General features: G+C 72.0%; 13 protein-coding genes. 5 read left to right on the top strand and 8 right to left on the bottom strand.

Annotation, left to right across the window (positions count from 1 at the left end):
* Positions 1-60 precede the first annotated feature (60 nt).
* Both FEF34_RS26830 and FEF34_RS26825 read left to right on the top strand, forming a co-directional pair.
* The gene (locus FEF34_RS26830; RefSeq protein ID WP_138055438.1) at positions 61-381 is read left to right on the top strand and encodes an STAS domain-containing protein; all 321 of its coding nucleotides are present in this window, start codon (positions 61-63) and stop codon (positions 379-381) included.
* Positions 382-540: 159 nt separating this feature from the next.
* Positions 541-1,002 carry a pyridoxamine 5'-phosphate oxidase family protein gene (locus tag FEF34_RS26825; protein WP_138057741.1) on the top strand — a complete coding sequence of 154 codons (462 nt, stop codon included), beginning with the start codon at positions 541-543 and terminating at the stop codon, positions 1,000-1,002.
* Positions 1,003-1,035: 33 nt separating this feature from the next.
* On the opposite strand, the gene FEF34_RS26820 is transcribed toward FEF34_RS26825, so the two are convergent.
* Positions 1,036-2,733 (bottom strand): sensor histidine kinase, encoded by a 1,698-nt coding sequence (locus tag FEF34_RS26820; protein WP_407698308.1) that lies wholly within the window; start codon positions 2,731-2,733, stop codon positions 1,036-1,038.
* Positions 2,734-3,347: 614 nt separating this feature from the next.
* On the opposite strand from FEF34_RS26820, the gene FEF34_RS26815 reads away from it, so the two are divergent.
* On the top strand, positions 3,348-3,542 hold the full coding sequence (locus FEF34_RS26815; RefSeq protein ID WP_138055436.1) for a hypothetical protein: 195 nt from the start codon (positions 3,348-3,350) through the stop codon (positions 3,540-3,542).
* Positions 3,543-3,891: 349 nt separating this feature from the next.
* Entirely contained in the window at positions 3,892-4,689 is a 798-nt protein-coding gene (locus FEF34_RS26810; protein ID WP_171053103.1) for a ribosome hibernation promotion factor, read from the top strand.
* Between the two features lie 590 nt (positions 4,690-5,279).
* Here the strand turns inward: FEF34_RS26810 and FEF34_RS26805 are convergent.
* The 6 genes from FEF34_RS26805 to FEF34_RS26780 all read right to left on the bottom strand — a co-directional run bounded on the left by FEF34_RS26805 (position 5,280) and on the right by FEF34_RS26780 (position 14,695).
* Positions 5,280-6,821, bottom strand: a complete 1,542-nt coding sequence (locus tag FEF34_RS26805; RefSeq protein ID WP_138055434.1) for a YfcC family protein — start codon at positions 6,819-6,821, stop codon at positions 5,280-5,282.
* The gene (locus FEF34_RS26800; RefSeq protein ID WP_138055433.1) at positions 6,818-7,771 is read right to left on the bottom strand and encodes a carbamate kinase; all 954 of its coding nucleotides are present in this window, start codon (positions 7,769-7,771) and stop codon (positions 6,818-6,820) included. Before FEF34_RS26800 ends, FEF34_RS26805 begins: the two co-directional genes overlap by 4 nt.
* Before the next feature lie 33 nt (positions 7,772-7,804).
* Positions 7,805-8,806, bottom strand: coding sequence for an ornithine carbamoyltransferase (gene argF / locus FEF34_RS26795; RefSeq protein WP_138055432.1), 1,002 nt, complete (start codon positions 8,804-8,806; stop codon positions 7,805-7,807).
* A gap of 63 nt (positions 8,807-8,869) precedes the next feature.
* Complete coding sequence (locus FEF34_RS26790) at positions 8,870-10,093, bottom strand: arginine deiminase (RefSeq protein WP_138055431.1); 1,224 nt, start codon at positions 10,091-10,093, stop codon at positions 8,870-8,872.
* A 379-nt stretch (positions 10,094-10,472) separates the two neighbouring features.
* On the bottom strand, positions 10,473-11,351 hold the full coding sequence (locus FEF34_RS26785; RefSeq protein ID WP_138055430.1) for a universal stress protein: 879 nt from the start codon (positions 11,349-11,351) through the stop codon (positions 10,473-10,475).
* A 653-nt stretch (positions 11,352-12,004) separates the two neighbouring features.
* Positions 12,005-14,695, bottom strand: coding sequence for a bifunctional acetate--CoA ligase family protein/GNAT family N-acetyltransferase (locus tag FEF34_RS26780; protein WP_138055429.1), 2,691 nt, complete (start codon positions 14,693-14,695; stop codon positions 12,005-12,007).
* 385 nt (positions 14,696-15,080) lie between these two features.
* On the opposite strand from FEF34_RS26780, the gene FEF34_RS41490 reads away from it, so the two are divergent.
* Positions 15,081-15,227: a hypothetical protein gene (locus FEF34_RS41490; RefSeq protein ID WP_171053102.1), complete on the top strand. Its 147-nt coding sequence runs from the start codon at positions 15,081-15,083 to the stop codon at positions 15,225-15,227.
* Positions 15,228-15,248: 21 nt separating this feature from the next.
* On the opposite strand, the gene FEF34_RS26775 is transcribed toward FEF34_RS41490, so the two are convergent.
* Positions 15,249-16,022 (bottom strand): BBE domain-containing protein, encoded by a 774-nt coding sequence (locus FEF34_RS26775; protein ID WP_325063648.1) that lies wholly within the window; start codon positions 16,020-16,022, stop codon positions 15,249-15,251.
* Positions 16,023-16,104 lie beyond the last annotated feature (82 nt).

Raw genomic sequence — 16,104 nt, 5'->3', positions numbered from 1 at the left:
CGGCCGAGCCGGCGAGACCGGCGCCCCCTGACGGCGCCCTGGCGGAGAGACCCCGAACTCATGGCTTCGACCACCCTGACCACGACGGCAGTGAACGACGGCACCACGATCGCCGCCCTCTCCGGCGAGCTCGACATAGCCACCGCCGGACAAGTCGAGCTGGATCTGGCTCACTTGGTCGTCGGCATGGTCCGCGAACTGCGCCTGGACCTGTCGGCCGTCACGTTCTGCGACAGCTCCGGAGCCGACCTGTTCGTACGGGTGCATCGACAATGTGCGGCGACGGGCGTGCGACTTCACCTGTGCGCTGTGCCGCACCCTTGTGCGACGGTGTTCCGCGTGCTCGGCGTGGACGACACCGTCCCCTGTTCCTTTGCCTGACCACCGCCCGCCCCGGGGCGTACCGGCAGTGGTCGTCCGGCTGACCGGGACCGCCGGAAAGGTCCGTTCGGCCCTGTCACCGCGGCACCCTCCGGGGGACGCTGACTGTCACGGCAGCGAGCTGCTCCGAGCACGGAGCAGGAGCAGAGGGTGGGCATGATGGACGACGAAGCCACGCAGCGAACAGGGGGGAGCCGCCTCACGGTGGCACCCCGGCGCATGACGCGACTCGACCGCGTCGAGGCTCTGGGCCTGCTCGGCACCGTGTCGCTCGGGCGCATCGTCTTCACCGAACGGGCCCTGCCGGCTGTCCGCCCGGTCAACCACCTCATGGACGGCGAGGACATCATCGTCCAGCTGCACGAAGGCGGCACGCTCGCCTCGATCGTGGCGCCCACCGACGAGGCCGGCGTGGTCGTGGCCTACGAGGCCGACGTCATCGACCCCGACACCCATCTCGGCTGGAGCGTCGTCGTCACCGGCTACGCCCACCGGGTCACGGACGACGAGGAACTCGCCCGCTACGCGGCAAGGCTCCGCCCGTGGGTGGTGCATCCCGTGATGAACGCGGCGCTGCGCATCCGGCCCGACCTGGTCACGGGTTCGAGGCTCACGGCCTGAGCCGTGCGCCGACGCCGCGGGGTGCCTGTCCCTTCATCCCGCGTTGCCGGCGGCGAACGGGGCCCGCCATACGAGCCGGCTGCCGCCCTCGGCCGGGGTTCGGATGTCCAGGGTGCCGCCCATGCTGCTGGCGCGTTCGGCGAGGTTGCGCAGTCCGCTGCGCCTGCCGTCGGCCGGTATCCCCTTCCCGTCGTCGGTCACGGTGAGGACGACCTCGTCCGCCGTGGCCTGCAGGGAAACCTCCACGCGCGCCGCTTGCGCGTGCCGGGCGGCGTTGCTCAGTGCTTCGCCGAGAGCCGCCATGACGTGGTCGGCCACCGCAGGGGGGACGTCCGTGTCCAGCAGGCCCTCCATACTCAGGCGTGGCGGGAATCCCAGCGCCGCTCCGGCTTCGCCGACGGCGCGGGCGACGCGCGCGCGCAGACTCGGCTCGGTCTCGTCCTCGCGCGCCCGCAGGCCGAAGATCGTGGACCGGATGATCTTGATGGTTTCGTCCAGGTCCCCGACCGCGCGCTGCACACGCTCCGCAGCGCCGGCGTGCTCGACGAGACGCGCGGCACTCTGCAGTGTCATACCGGTGGCGAACAGCCGTTGGATGGCCAGGTCGTGCAGGTCACGGGCAATACGGTCACGGTCCTCCAGCAGCGCGAGGTGCTCGGCGTCACGTCGGCGCTCGGCCAGCTCCAGCGCCAGCGCGGCCTGTCCGGCGAAGGCCAGCAGGGGCTGCAGCTCCCACTCGGTGAAGGCCGGATCGCCGACGGCGCGCGCCAGGAGCAGGACTCCTCGGGTGTCCTTGGCCGCCGTGCCCAGGGGTACGGCCACGGCCGGCCCCAGTCCCTCGAAGTGCCGGGATCCTGCGGTGCAGCGGGCGTCATCGGCCAGTCCCGCCGTGGTCACCGGCGTACCCGCCTGGTAGGCGGCGCCCGACAGGGTGCCTTCGGCCGGCACCACCAAGCCCCGGCGCGTGTCGTGGTCGCCGCCGATGGCCAGCTCGACGAGCAGGTCGTCGGTACCGGCGACGGGCACGGACACGTCGGCGACGCGGGCGTCGGTGATCTCCCGTGCACGACGGGCGATCAGTTCCAGGACCTCGAGCCGGGGTTTGCCCGAGAGCAGGCTCTTGGTGATCTCCGCATTCGCCTGCAGCCACCGCTGCTGGCGCTGCGACGCCTCGTACAGCCGGGCGTTGTCGATGGCCACACCGGCGGCCACGGAGAGCGTGGAGATCACCGCCTCGTCCTCCGCGTCGAAGTCCCGGCCGCCGCGCTTGTCGGTCAGGTAGAGGTTGCCGAACACCTCGTCGCGCACCCGGATCGGCACACCGAGGAACGTACGCATCGGCGGGTGATGTGCGGGGAAGCCGTACGACGCCGGGTGGGCGCCGAGATCGGAGAGGCGGAGGGACTCGGGGTTGCGGATCAGCTCACCGAGCAGCCCGTGTCCGGCCGGCAGCGGACCGATCCGGGCGGTCTCCTCCTCCGTCAGCCCGGCGGTGAGGAACTGCGACAGCGTCCGGCCGTCCGGGCCGATCACGCCCAGAGCCGCGTACTGCGCGTCGACCAGCTGAGCGGCGGCTTCCGCGATGCGCCGCAGCACCTGGGAGAGATCGAGCTCGCGGCCCACCGAGACCACGACCTCCAGGAGACTGTGCACCCGGTCGCGCGTGCCGCGGGCCGCGTTGATGCGCGCCTGCAGCTCGTCGAGCAGCTCGTCGAGCCGCATCTGGGGCATACGTGACAACGACTCCTCGAGGCTCACACGCTTCCCCTCCGCTTTCACCCGCTGAACGCAGACAGCCTATAGGCCCATGCGGGTGAAAACGGCGCCTAGACGGGAGGCGTGGGGGATGGGTCGGCGTAGAATGCCGCGCGCGATTCCTCCCTGTCATCGAGCATCGGCATGCGGGGGTTGCCGGTGCACACTGGTGGGCGAGTCAGGGAGGGCTCCCAGGTCGCTGTGCACGGGCCCGGGTCGAGCCGCCGTCAGGGGCCGGCCGGGAGACCGCCCGTTCATCGGGTGGTCACCTACAGCCTTGTGCCGAGCAGGTCGGCGGCGGAGGTCCCAAAGGTCCCGATCCCGGGCCCGATGACCTCCGGCTCCGATCAGGCGTTCCAGTGCCCCCGCTGCGGGCCGACCCGGGGCCGTTCGCGCGCCCACGACTCGCTGCGGCGCGCGCCGCCACCGCCGTACCCGCCCGCGCACGGCCGCGCCCCTCGCCGCCAGGCGGGGCCGTATGGCGCACTCAGGGGTCAACAGGCCCCTGGGAGCGCCCCCGGAGCCTTCGGAACAGTGAGGGCGGCAACTGGGTACCGAGTCCAGTGGACGACAGACCAAGGGGGTGTGTCATGGCGGGGTTGCTTGCCATCGGCGCCATCACTTCGATCGGTTTCGGCGCCATCCTCACCTTCGCCGTGGACTGGCACTGGCGCAGCGCCGACCGGCCGCTCGTCGGACTGATCATGATGGCCGTCGGGGCCATCGCACTCGCTGCCGCCACAGGCGCGGAACGCCAGGGCGGTGGGACGGGGAAATCGCCCTGAGCACGGTCTCTGTGGGTGCGGACGACTCTGCTGCTCAATTCGGCTGAGCAGCAGAGTCATGCCGGGAAGGCCGCAACGGTCACCGCGTTGTCGCAGGTCGTGGTCCGCGTGTCGGAGTTGCCCCGGAATTGGGCAGCAGAGTCGCGGACCACCCGCGGAGAGCGGTGGGGCTGCCGCCAAGAAGCGTGCGGGAACCACGCGTTGTGGACCGAAGGGCCCTCCCGAGTGGCCGAACAGCCCGCGAATGCCGGGCAGCCGGGTACAGGTCGGCCCGGGGGACGACCCGAACGGCACTGACCTCGAACGGCGGGCAGGAGAAAGGCTGGGGGCGACCGAGAAGGAGCCTTCCATGAACCGTCTCAAGTCCAGTCCGACCGCCGACGTCCTGGTGAACAGCCGTGGGCCGGTACCCGAGGGCGCGTCCGAGTACGCCCGGGAGAAGATGCTCGCGGCGATCGCGCATGTGAGCTCGCCGGTCCTGGCCGTTCGGGCACAGCTCACCCAGGCCGCCAACCCGTCGGCGAGCCGTCCGGCCACAGCTCAGGCGGTGGTGGACGTGAACGGGTGCCCGGTGCGCGCTCACGTTGCCGCGGACACCATGTTCGAGGCGGTCGACCTGCTGCAGGACCGGCTGGCCGCACGACTGGCCCGTACCCGGCGGCACATCGGCTCGGAGCACCGCGGGGGTCCGGCCGCCGAGGAGGCGTCGCGGGAGCACCGCGGTCAGGGGCGCCGCCCCGACCGGCAGCAGCAGCCGGCCGAGGAGCGTCGCGTCGTGCGGCACAAGTCGTTCAGTCTGGGCCGGCAGACACCCGAGGACGCCGTCATCGACATGGAGTCCATGGGCTACGACTTCTGGTTGTTCACCGACATGACGTCGGGACATGACAGCGTCGTCTACCGCGACGGCCGTTCCGGCCGGCATCGCCTGGCCTCGGCGGGTACGGTCAGCCCGGCGCACGAGGCCGGACCCCTTCTGGGTGTGAGTTCGGCTCCGGTGCCCGAGTGCAGCCTCGACGAGGCCGTCCGGCGGATGCGTCTCACCGGACTTCCGTTCCTCTTCTTCGCCGACTCCGCCACCGGCCGGGGACGCGTGCTGTACCACAGGTGCGACGGCCACTACGGGTTGATCACTCCCGCCCGGTAGAACTGCCGCGGCACATGCCGCGTACGCCGCCCGGCACACGCGTCGGCACCGCCACACGAGCGGTGCCGCGCAGCGCGACCGCCCCCGCGGCCGTCGTCCCGCACAACCGGCCTTCCCGACCGCGTTCTCCGACTGTGCCGCCCACGGCGGCACCCGCCTCCCGTCGGTCCGCGCGAGGGCGAGGTCCCGGCCCGGAAGCGCCGTCACGGCGCTTCCGGGCCCTCCTGCGTTCCACACTCGACCCCTGCCGCGTACCTTCGGCACGCCGACGCTCTGCGCCGCCGATGCGGACGGGGTGCCCGTCCGCCGCCGCACGGCACCGATGCCGCCCTGAGGGCGGAGCGGCGATGGGCCGTCCGTGGAGGGAGTCGGCAACCGGCACGCGTACCGGGGCCCGGAGGGGGTGAGGGAGCGCCGGCTGCGGGATCGGGGCAGGCACCCGAGGGCCCGCGCCCGTCCCTCCGACTCGGCGGGCGCCGCCTGTCCTCCGGCGGCAGCCGGACGCGAGGCCCGTGCCGGCGTACGCGCCAGCGGCCGGCAACCGGGGGTCCCGTCGCCGGCCACGGACACGGACGTCTCTCGCTCACGCGTCAGTCCAGGGTCGCCCCGATCGCGAGGAATCCGGCGATGACCACCAACAGCGCTCCCATGAGCGGAGCCATGAACCTCAGGTACCGGTCGTAGCGGACCCCGGCCAGCGACAGGCCGCCCATGACAACGGCCGAGGTCGGGGTGACCAGGTTCACCCAGCCCGAGGCCGACTGGTAGGCGGTCACCACGAGCGCCCGGCTGACACCCGCGAAGTCCGCCAGCGGCGCGAGGATCGGCATGGCCAGGGCCGCGTGCCCCGACGAGGAGGGCACGAAGAAGGCGAGCGGGATGTTGACGAGGAACATCAGGATCCCGAAGACGCCGGAGGACGCACCGGACACCGCGCTGTGCAGGCCGTCGAGGACGGTGTCGGTCACGGCGGCGTTGTTCATGACGACGGTGACCCCGCGAGCCAGCATGACGATCATCGCCGCCCCGATGAAGTCCCCGGCCCCGCTGGTGATCGCGGTCGCGGTGCCCTTCTCCCCCAGGCCGCCGATCAGGCCGACGGCGATCGCCGCGACGATGAACAGGGCGGCGAGCTCGGGGAAGTACCAGCCCAGCGTGGGCAGGAAGGTGAAGGGCAGGTCGGCCCAGGGGACCACGGCGAGGATCATGAAGAGGAAGGTGCCCGCGAAGGTCCAGAGCACGGTGCGCTGACGGCCGGTGAGCTGCTCGGCCTCCTGAGCGTCGCTCCCGAGCAGACGGTCCTCCTCCGTGACGGGAACGAGTGACCGGGCGGGGTCCGCGAGGACCCGCCGCGCGTAGCGCACCACGTAGGCCGCCGCCAGTGCCGTCAGGCAGACCCACATCACCAGCCGCAGGACGATCCCGTCGCCGGTACCGATGCCCGCGCTGTCGGAGGCGACCCCGGTGGCGAAGGGGTTGACGGTGGACGCGAGCGTGCCCACGCCGGCGCCGACCATGATGACCGTCGCGGCGACCATGCGGTCGTATCCCAGGGTGAGCATGAGCGGGATCATCAGTCCGTAGAAGCCGAGGGTTTCCTCGGCCATGCCGTAGGTGGTGCCGCCGAGGGAGAAGACCGTCAGGAGCACCACGAGGAGCAGCGTCCTGTGGCCCCGCAGACGGTGCGCGAGACGAGCGACGCCGCGGGTGAGAGCGCCCGTGCGCATGGTGACGGTGATGAAGGCGCCGACCGCCAGGATGAAGAGGAACACCCCGGCCGCTCCGGCGAAGTCGCCGCTGCCGCCGGGCGCGGTGAGTGCGCTCTCGGGGTCGGTGACTCCGTAAAGGCCGTTGACGGGTGCGAGGAAGAGGTCCTTGAGCCGGTCCCAGAACCCGGTCGTCAGCTCCACGGGGTGGTAGGTGCCGGGGATCGGGCTGCCGTCCTCGGTGTCGTAGCGGCCGGCGGGGATGACGAAGGTCAGGGCCCATACCCCGACCGTCACCGCCGTCAGGACGGTGAAGGCCGAGGGGAAGGCGAAGCGGCGCTTGACGGCCGGGGCACCGTGCGGGTCGCCGTCCTGTTCCGCGGGCTCCGGCCCGGGGGAGACGCTGCTGGCGCTGCTGGTGGTCATCTCGGTTCCTGGGGAGCGTAGGAGGCGCCGTCACCGTGACGGCCGCTGGGTGTGACGACAGTGCCGATGGCGCCGTCGAGGATGGCCTGCGCGTCGTCGAGGGCGCCGATGGCGGCCATGCCGCCGGTCAGTTCCACGAAGCGGCAGGCGGCGTCGACTTTGGGGCCCATCGACCCGGCGGGGAAGCGGTGCGTGCGCAGCCGGGCCGGAGTCGTACGGCCGATGGGTTGCGCTTGGGAGGTGCCGTGGCCGGTCTCGACGTGGGGTACGTCGGTGAGCAGCAGCAGCGCGTCGGCGTCGAGGGCCTCGGCCAGCAGTGCTGCGGTGAGGTCCTTGTCGACCACGGCCTCGACGCCGGTGAGTCGTCCCCGCTCGTCCCGGATGACGGGTACGCCGCCACCTCCTGCGCAGACGGCCACGGCACCGGAGTTCAGAAGCAGGCGGATCAGGCGCGTTTCGACGACGCGTTGCGGGCGGGGCGAGGGCACGACGCGCCGCCATCGCGTGCCGTCCTGCTTGACCGTCCAGCCGCGTTCGGCCGCCAGCCGCTCGGCCTCGGCCCGTCCGTAGCCGGGACCGACGAACTTTTCGGGGTCGGCGAACGCGGGGTCGGCGGCGGAGACGAGGGTCTGGTTGAGCAGGGCACAGACCTGGCGGCCCGGCAGCGCGTTCTGCAGGGACTGCAGCAGCCAGTAGCCGATCATGCCCTGGGTCTCCGCCCCCAGGACGTCGAAAGGGTACGGACGGGTCAGGGAAGCGTCGGCTGCGCTCTGCAGGGCGAGGACACCGACCTGCGGGCCGTTGCCATGGGTGATCACCAGCTCGTGACGGTGTGCGAGTGGCGCCAGGGCTGCCACCGCCGCCTGGATGTTGGCCAGTTGTACGGCGGCGTCCGGCCGGTCCTCCCGGCGGAGCAGGGCGTTGCCGCCCAGTGCGACGACGACGCGCATGGGATGCCTTTCAAGGGGTGCGGAGGTGGAGCCTCAGTCGGCGAGGGTGGCGACCAGGACGGCCTTGATGGTGTGGAGCCGGTTCTCCGCCTGGTCGAAGACGATGGAGTGGGAGGACTCGAAGACCTCGTCGGTGACTTCCATCGCGGTCATCCCGGTCCGCGCGGCGATCCTCGCGCCGACGGTGGTGTCGCTGTCGTGGAAGGCCGGCAGGCAGTGCATGAACTTCACCCGCGGGTTCCCACTCGCCGTGAGCACGTCCATGGTCACCTGGTACGGCTTGAGCAGGGCGATCCGCTCGTCCCACATCTCCGGGGGCTCCCCCATGGACAGCCATACGTCGGTGTAGACGAAGTCGACGCCCGCCACCCCCTCGGCGACCTCCTCGGTCACGGTGATCCGCGCGCCCGTGGATGCTGCCACCCTGCGTGCCCGGGCCACCAGCTCGGGGGCACCGTGCAGGGCCCGGGGGCCGACCATGCGCACGTCCATGCCCAGCATCGCGGCGGTGATCAGGAGGGAGTTGGCGACATTGTTCCTGGCGTCACCGAGGTAGGCGAACGACACCTGGGAAAGGGGTTTGTCGGTGTGCTCCCACATGGTCAGCACGTCCGCGAGCGACTGTGTGGGGTGCCACTGGTCCGTCAGCCCGTTCCACACCGGGACGCCGGCGTACCGGGCCAGTTCCTCCACCAGGCGCTGATCGCTGCCGCGGTACTCGATGCCGTCGTAGTAGCGCCCCAGGACCCGGGCGGTGTCCTTGACGGACTCCTTGTGGCCGAGCTGCGAGCTGGAGGGCTCCAGATAGGTCACATGGGCGCCCTCCTGGTGCGCGGCCACCTCGAAGGCGCAGCGCGTGCGGGTGGAGGTCTTCTCGAAGACGACCGCGATGTTCTTGCCGCGCAGGCGGGGTTCCTCGGTGCCCGCGTTCCGGGCGCCCTTCAGCTGCGCGGACAGTTCGAGGAGGTGGCGGAACTCGGTCGGGGTGAGATCGAGTTCCTTGAGGAAAGGACGGTGACGCAGATCGACGGGCATGCCGGCTCGGCTCCTTGGTTCTCGACGGGTAAGGGGGTCGTACGGAGGTCGGTCGACTGTGCGTCAGACCCGTTCGCGCTCGATCGGACAGCTCATGCAGCGCGGGCCGCCACGCCCCCGGCCGAGTTCGCTGCCCCGGATGGTGATCACCTCGATACCGCTCTTGCGGAGATGGGTGTTGGTCGTCACGTTGCGCTCGTACGCCACGACGACACCGGGCTCCACGGCCAGTACGTTGCAGCCGTCGTCCCACTGCTCCCGTTCCGCGGAGCGGACGTCCTGGCTGGGCGTGAGCACCTGGACGGAGTCGAGGCCGAGGGCGTCGGCGATGGCTCGGTCCATCTCCTCGGGCACATGATCGGTGATCTTCAGGCCCTGGCCGCCGGGGCCGGGCTCGATCGTCGAGGACGGCAGCATGCCCAGCCCCGCGTAACGGGTGAAGGTGTCGCCACTGAGCATGGTCATCACCGTGTCCAGGTGCATGAAGCTGCGGCTCTTGGGCAGGTCCAGCGCCACCACACGCCGCGCGGAGCCCGCGGCGAACATGCGCAGGGCCAGGCTCTCCACGGCCTGCGGGGTGGTGCGCTCGCTCATTCCGATGAGCACCGCCCCGTTGCCGATGACCAGGACGTCGCCGCCCTCGACGGTGGACGGGTAGGCCGCCTCCCCGTCCGTCCACCGCTGGAACTCCCCTTTCTCGAAGAGGGGGTGGTGCCGGTAGATCGCTTCGAAGTGAACGGTCTCGCGGCGTCGCGCCCGCTTCTTCATCGGGTTGACACTCACGCCGTCGTACACCCAGCACGAGGTGTCGCGCGTGAACAGGTGGTTGGGCAAGGGGGCCAGTACGAAATCGTCGGGGCCCATGGCGTGCAGCCGTACGCTCGGCACGGCGCCCATGCGCCCGAGCAACTCCCCTTGCGTGACGCCGCCGATGAGGCACACGGCCAGTTCGGCGGGTTCCAGGGAGTCGAAGAACGCGCGCATACGGTCGGTCGCGAGCGGCCCGAACTCCCGCTCGTCGAAGACACGGTCCTCGACGAGGGCGCGGGCGGCGGGCCGGGCCAGCGTCTCGGTGAGCAGGTCGGAGAGGAGATGCACGCGGACACCGCGCTCCCGCAGGGTGTCGGCGAAGGCGTCGTGCTCCATCCGGGCCCGCTTGACCCAGAGAACGTCGTCGAAGAGCAGCGTGTCCTTGTTCGTCGGGGTCAGACGCTTCAGCTCCAGGTCGGGCCGGTGCAGGATCACCTGCTTGAGCCGACCGGTCTCGGAATCGACATGGAAGGACATGGTGCTCCTCGGCACGGTGGAGGTCGGGACTGCGCTCAGGGCGACGGGTGAGGTCTCGCCGCGTCCGCGGGACGCGTGGCTCGGCCATGCCCCGACCGTGTCACCCGGGCGGTGCGGAACGGGACGGCGACGGTCCCCACGCAGAGGCCGTACGGGACCCGTCGTCCCTGGCCCGTTCGCCGGGCCGGACGGGACCTTCGGCCCTGCGCCGCCCGACGGCGGTCCGGCGCCTCAGTCCGTGGGCCCGGTGGCCGGGGGCCTGAGGGCGCCGTGTGATGCCGCCCCGCATCGGCCTGCCGTCCGTGTCCGCCGGTGACGCGACGTCACGCGCGGCGCCGCTGCCCGGGGAGGCGGGCAGCGGCGCCGGTCCGCCATGCCGTCAGTCGTGCGGGACCACGGCGACCGGAGCGGCGCAGTGGTGCAGGACGGAATGCGTCACGGGCCCGGTGTGCGCACCGATCGAGGACGTGCGGTTGCGGCGTCCGACCACGACGAGGCGGGCATCGCGCGCTGCGGCCAGCAGGTCGGAGGCGGGACGGCCCAGGCGGCACTCCTCGGTGACCTGCACCTCGGGGAACTTGTGCCGCCACGGGAGGAGCACCGCGGCCAGGGCGTCCGCCTTCGCCGCCTCCACCTCGCCCTCGATCAGAGCGGCTGCCGCTGCCGCATCCGGACCCCAGGCCAAGGGGAAGTTCCAGCTGTGCACCACGCGCAACCCGGCCCCGTGCCGATGGGCATGGGCGAAGGCGAACTCCAACAGCTCGTCACACGGATGGGAGATGTCCACTCCGAGCACGACGTCACCGCTGTCCGCCGGGGGCTCGGTGCCCGGCGCCTGCTGATCCCGGCTCCGCACCAGCACGACGGGGCGAGGAGTACGGGCGACGACGGCCAAGGACACCGACCCGACGACGAAGCCGGTGACAGCGCCGAGCCCCCGGGATCCGAGGACCAGCGGATCGGCCTCTTCGGCGGCCTCGCAGAGGGCCTTGGCAGGCTCCCCGCACTTCTGCACCGTCTCCACCTCGAGCCCCGGATGGCGCCTGCCCACCCACTCGGCGGCCTTGCGCGGTGTGCGCTCGGCCCAGTGGCGCCGTGTGTCCGGACCGGTGAGCGGCGTGTGCACGTCCGGCGCCAAGTCCCAGACATGGACGATGCGCAGCGGCAGACCGCGCGCGAGCGCCTCCCGCGCGGCCCAGCCCACGGCCGCCATGCTCTCTCGCGAGCCGTCGAGTCCGACGGTTACGGTGCGGGGCATCTGGGGACCTCCGAGTCCGAGAACGACGTGATGCCGCCACAGTGGCGGGCGCCGGCACGGAGCAGGAGGGGCCACAGGTCCCCGCAGAGGGCCCGAGGGGCCCGCGAGTGCCGGAAGCACGGCGGTAACGGCGCATCGGCGCCCTGGCCCGCGAGTGCCTGCCCGCGTGCCGGGGCGCTCCCCGGAGCGGTACCACGGCTGCGCCCGGGCCGCCCGTGGCCGACGGCAACAGCCCGCGGCGTGCACCCGCCGAGGACGCCGTCCTGTCCGGCCCGCGTGCAGCGAGCACGCAGACGTCGGCGCCATGAGCAGCCATGGACGGAGCGCGCCCCCACGCGAAGCGTGGGGAAACCCTCCGTCCTGGGCCGGTTCCGCGGGCCCGGCGACTCGGCCCGTCTGCCCGGCCGATCGTGCTCGTACGGGCCCGCGGGACCGCCCCCGCTTCCCTACGGCTTGCGCAGCCGGCCTCCGGCGACACCGTGCGGGGACTGCTCGGCGGGCTTGCGGATGCGAGTCGTCGAGGCTGTGGGTCAGCATGTCGACCACCCCGACCGCTCCCTCGATCCGGCTCGTCAGGTCAACACGACGGGCTTCTCGCCGGCGCCTTCCACCGCCGCCCTTCCACACTCTGCCCCGCCTGACGGACCGAGCACTCAGCGCAGCCGGCGCAGGTACGGGTCGCGGGCCCGCCGTGGCAGCAGTCGGACGCGGACGTCGAGGGCGGTGACGCCGCCAGGCCGGGCGACGACGGGATTCAGATCGATCTCCGCCAGCTGCGGCAGATCGCAGGCCATGCGGGACAGCCTCAGCAGGAGCTGCTCCAGCCCCTTGATGTCGACGGGGCCGCAGCCTCGGTAGCCGAAGAGCAGCGGCGCGCAACGCGGCGAGGTGATCATTTCCCGTACGTCCTGGTCGCTCAGTGGGGCGAGGCGGGCGGCGTGGTCGGCGAGGAGCTCGGTCGCCGTTCCGCCGAGGCCGAACAGCACCAGTGGGCCGAAGACCTCGTCCTGGACGGCTCCGGCGACCAGCTCGACGCCACGGTCGGCGAGGGGCTGGACGACCACGCCGGTCATCAACTCGCCGAAGCGGGTGACGAGATCGCGGTGGGCAGCCCTGACCTGCGAGGTGTTCTGCAAGTCCAGGTGGACTGCGCCGTGTTCGGTCTTGTGCAGCAGTCCCGGCCAATACGCCTTCATCACCACGCGTCCGTCGGGACCGGCGAGCCGTTGGGCTGCGATGACGGCGGCTTCCTCGTCCTCGGCCCACGCCCAGGGCAGTTGCGGGATGCCGTAGTGGTCCAGCAGGTCCGCGGTGGTACGGGGATCCTGCCAACCGCCTCCGGGGCCGGTCTCCAGGCACCTGGCGACAAGGGCCTCGGCTTCGGGGGTGTGCACGTCGGGGAGTTCGGTGACCCTGCCCGGAGACCGGGCGAGCCAGCGGGTTCGGGCCGCCGCGTGGGCCAGGGCGCGGGCGGCGGCCTGCGGGTCGGCGTATGCGGGCAGGGCGCCGCCGCCCCTGGTGTGCAGCAGGCGGACGGACTCGGCCTGGTCGAGGAGGACCGCGGCGACCGTACTCGATCGGCCGGCCGGGGCGGCGTGGGTGAGCGCCAGGACGGGATCGTCTCCGGTCGCCGCGGAGATCGCGGTGGGGGCCAGCACCACCAGGACGGCGTCGACACCTCCATGGGCCGCGAGCCGTGCCACACAGGCGCGCAGTGGCGCCTCCCCGACGGCGGCGGTCGTGTCGATCGGGTTGGCGGCGCTGGCACCGTCGGGCAGAAGCTCCAGTACGTCGGTGACCAGTTCGGCGGGCAGCTCGGGCACGCTCAGCCCCGCCTCGGTGCAGGCGTCGGCGGCCAGTACGCCGGCGCCGCCCGCGTTGGACACCACTGCCACCCTGGTCCCGGCCGGCAGGGGCTGGGAGTGCAGCAGGGCTGCGGTGTCGAGCAGTTCACCGATGCTGCGCGTGGCAGTGACTCCGGCCTGGGTGAACAGCGCCTGGCGGGTCATCGTCGGCGTGGCGGCCGCGGCGGTGTGGGAGGCGGCGGCCCGGCGCCCGGCGTCGGAGCGGCCCGCATCCACGGTGAGGACGGGCATCCGCCGGGCGACACGGCGGGCGGTACGGGAGAAGGCGCGCGGATTGCCGAACGACTCCAGGTGCAGCAGGGCCAGGTCGGTCGTGCCGTCGCCCTCCCACCACTGGAGCAGGTCGTTGCCGCTGACGTCGTACTTGTCGCCCAGAGACACGAAACTGGACACCCCGATGCCGAGCCTGGAGAGTCCGCCGAGCAGAGCGATGCCGACGCCGCCGGACTGGACGGCCACTCCGGCGGTGCCCGGGAGCGGGCGGTGCGCGGCGAAGGCGGCGTCCAGGCGCACGCGTTCCTCCGTGTTCGAGATGCCCAGGCAGTTCGGGCCGACCAGACGCATCCCGTACCGGCGTACGGTGGCCAGCAGCGCCGCGGCCTGCCCGGCGTCCAGACCGGAGGTCAGCACCACCAGTGCCCGCACCCCGGTCTTCCCGCACTCCTCGGCCACCTCGGGCACGGCACCCGCGGGAACCGCGACCACGGCGAGCTCGGGCGGCTGGGGCAGGGCCGTCACCGACGGGTAGGAGGGTGTCCGCTCGACGGCCTGGGCGTGTGGGTTGACCGCGTGCAGCGGTCCGGCGAAACCGGCTCGGCGGAGGTTCCTCAGGACCGCCCGTCCCACGGAACCGGGCTTCGTACCCGCGCCGACCACGGCGACGGAACGGGGCCGCAGCAGCGGCCGCAGGCTCGCGGCGTCGGCGGTGCGGCCACGCTCGTCGCAGGCCGCCAAGTACTCCTCGTTCCGGATGAGTTCGACGGTGCAGTGGTACTCGGGCCCCTCGCACCGCCGGCTGGCACGAAGCCCCAGGTCGGTGAAGACCTTGAGCGCCGCGCTGTTGTCGGAGAGCACGTCGGCGGTGAACGTGGTGATGCCCGCCCCACGCGCGGCGTCGACGAGGTGTTCCAGCAGCAGAGTCCCCAGCCCCTGGTGGTGGTGTCCGTCGGCGACCGCCAGCGCGATCTCGGCAGTCGCAGTGCCCCGGACCGCCTCGTACTCGGCGAGCCCCACGATCCGGTCGGCGCTTTCGGCAACCAGCGCCCGATAGCCGGGCCGGTCCTGCTCGGACACGCGGTCGGCGGCCGCCCCGGCCGAACGCCGGCTCGTCGAGAAGAAGCGCAGCCGCAGGTTCTCGGGCGACATCGCCTCGTACAGGCGCAGGATCTCGTCCCGGTCGTCCGGACCTGCCCGCCGTATCCGCACGGTCGACCCGTCGGTGAGCAGCGCGTGCACCTGCGGCGGCTGCGACTCGATCATGGCTGTGCCTCCTCGTCACCGATGCTGGTGAACAGCCTCAGGCCCGGGCGGCACGGCTCCCAGAGGCTACCGGGGGCAGCGACGAGGGCCGACCGGCCTTCGGTCACCGCCTGGCCGGCCCGGCGGCGGCCCGCCCGGCCACGGGGAAACCCACTGCCTCACCGCCGTGGTGAGCGTGCACGGGGACCCGGTGCGATGCACCCGATTCCTCCGGCACCCTGAAACGAAGGAGGAGGACCGGCATGGGTCTCGGAATGCGGAGGCTGAACCGCGCGCAGGCTGTCGTCGAGGAGTTAGGTGACGATGCGGAGGACCCGTTCCCCGCGTTGTGCGCGCGAGCGCCGGAGAGCAGCCTGCGGCGGGGGTCCCGCCGTACGGCCCGACGTTGTTCGACACGCCCCGGCCGGAGCGCCCTGTCGTCGAACTCGAAGGACTGCGAGAGGAGGAGAAGACCCTTGTGGTGAGGCGTCTCGTCGAGGGGGCCCACCAGACGGTCCGCCGCTCGGGCTACCTGTATTCCATCGGGGACTGATGCCGCACTCCGGTCGGCCGCTCAGGGTGCGATGTTGTGGTTCAGCCGGAACAGGTTGCCGGGATCGACGCGGCGCTTGAGCGCCACCAGACGGTCGTGGTTCTGCCGGTGGTTGGCCCGAACCCGGTGTTGGTCGTCGGCGTCCATGAAGTTCACATAGCCGCCGCCCAGCGAGTGGGGCTCGAGCGCCGCGGCGAAGGCACGCACCCAGCCGATCTCTGCCTCCAGCGCCGTGCGCGTCGGCAGTGTGGAGCTCAGGGCGGTGGAGAAGTGGGCGTCGCGGTAGGCGAACGCGGTCTCCTCGGGGCCCACCCGGTGGCAGGCGCCGTCGATGGGGAACACGACCGTCGCGCTCTCGAGGCTGGGCGTGTCCGCACCGTACTCGACGTAGGTGTCGATCGCCCCATCGGGCAGATCCGTGGCGAAACAGCCCTTCCAGTAGTGGAACAGGCCCGCGGGCAGCAGTTCGTCGAACAGTGTGTTGATCACCGGGTACGGCATGCGCCCGACGTGCTGTCCGAGGACGGGGCCGAGCCGACGGAGCCGGGCCAGGACCCGGTCGTCCTCGTCCCCGGGGCCGCTGAAGCATGTGATCACCCCGCACAGCGGTCGGCCGTGCCAGCGTTCCGGCAGGAAGGGCAGCGGCGGGCCGAGGCCGATGACCAGCACGGGGTTGAACTCCTCCGGGGAGTCGGCGATCAGTTCGCGGTAGGCACGCAGCACGTCACCGTCGAGCGGATAGAACGTCGGTCCGCCGAGGATGTTCTCGCCCAGGGCGAGCCGGACACCTCTCACCAGGATAGGAGCGGGCGGCGTCCGCGTCGTGGGGGCATCCGCGCGGGCGCCGGAAAGGGACCGCGCGACGTCGCGGGCCCGG

Origin of the sequence: Streptomyces marianii (assembly GCF_005795905.1) — a bacterium.
In the GTDB taxonomy this organism is placed as follows: Bacteria; Actinomycetota; Actinomycetes; order Streptomycetales; family Streptomycetaceae; genus Streptomyces; species Streptomyces marianii.
This window is presented reverse-complemented; position numbering and strand designations above follow the sequence as displayed.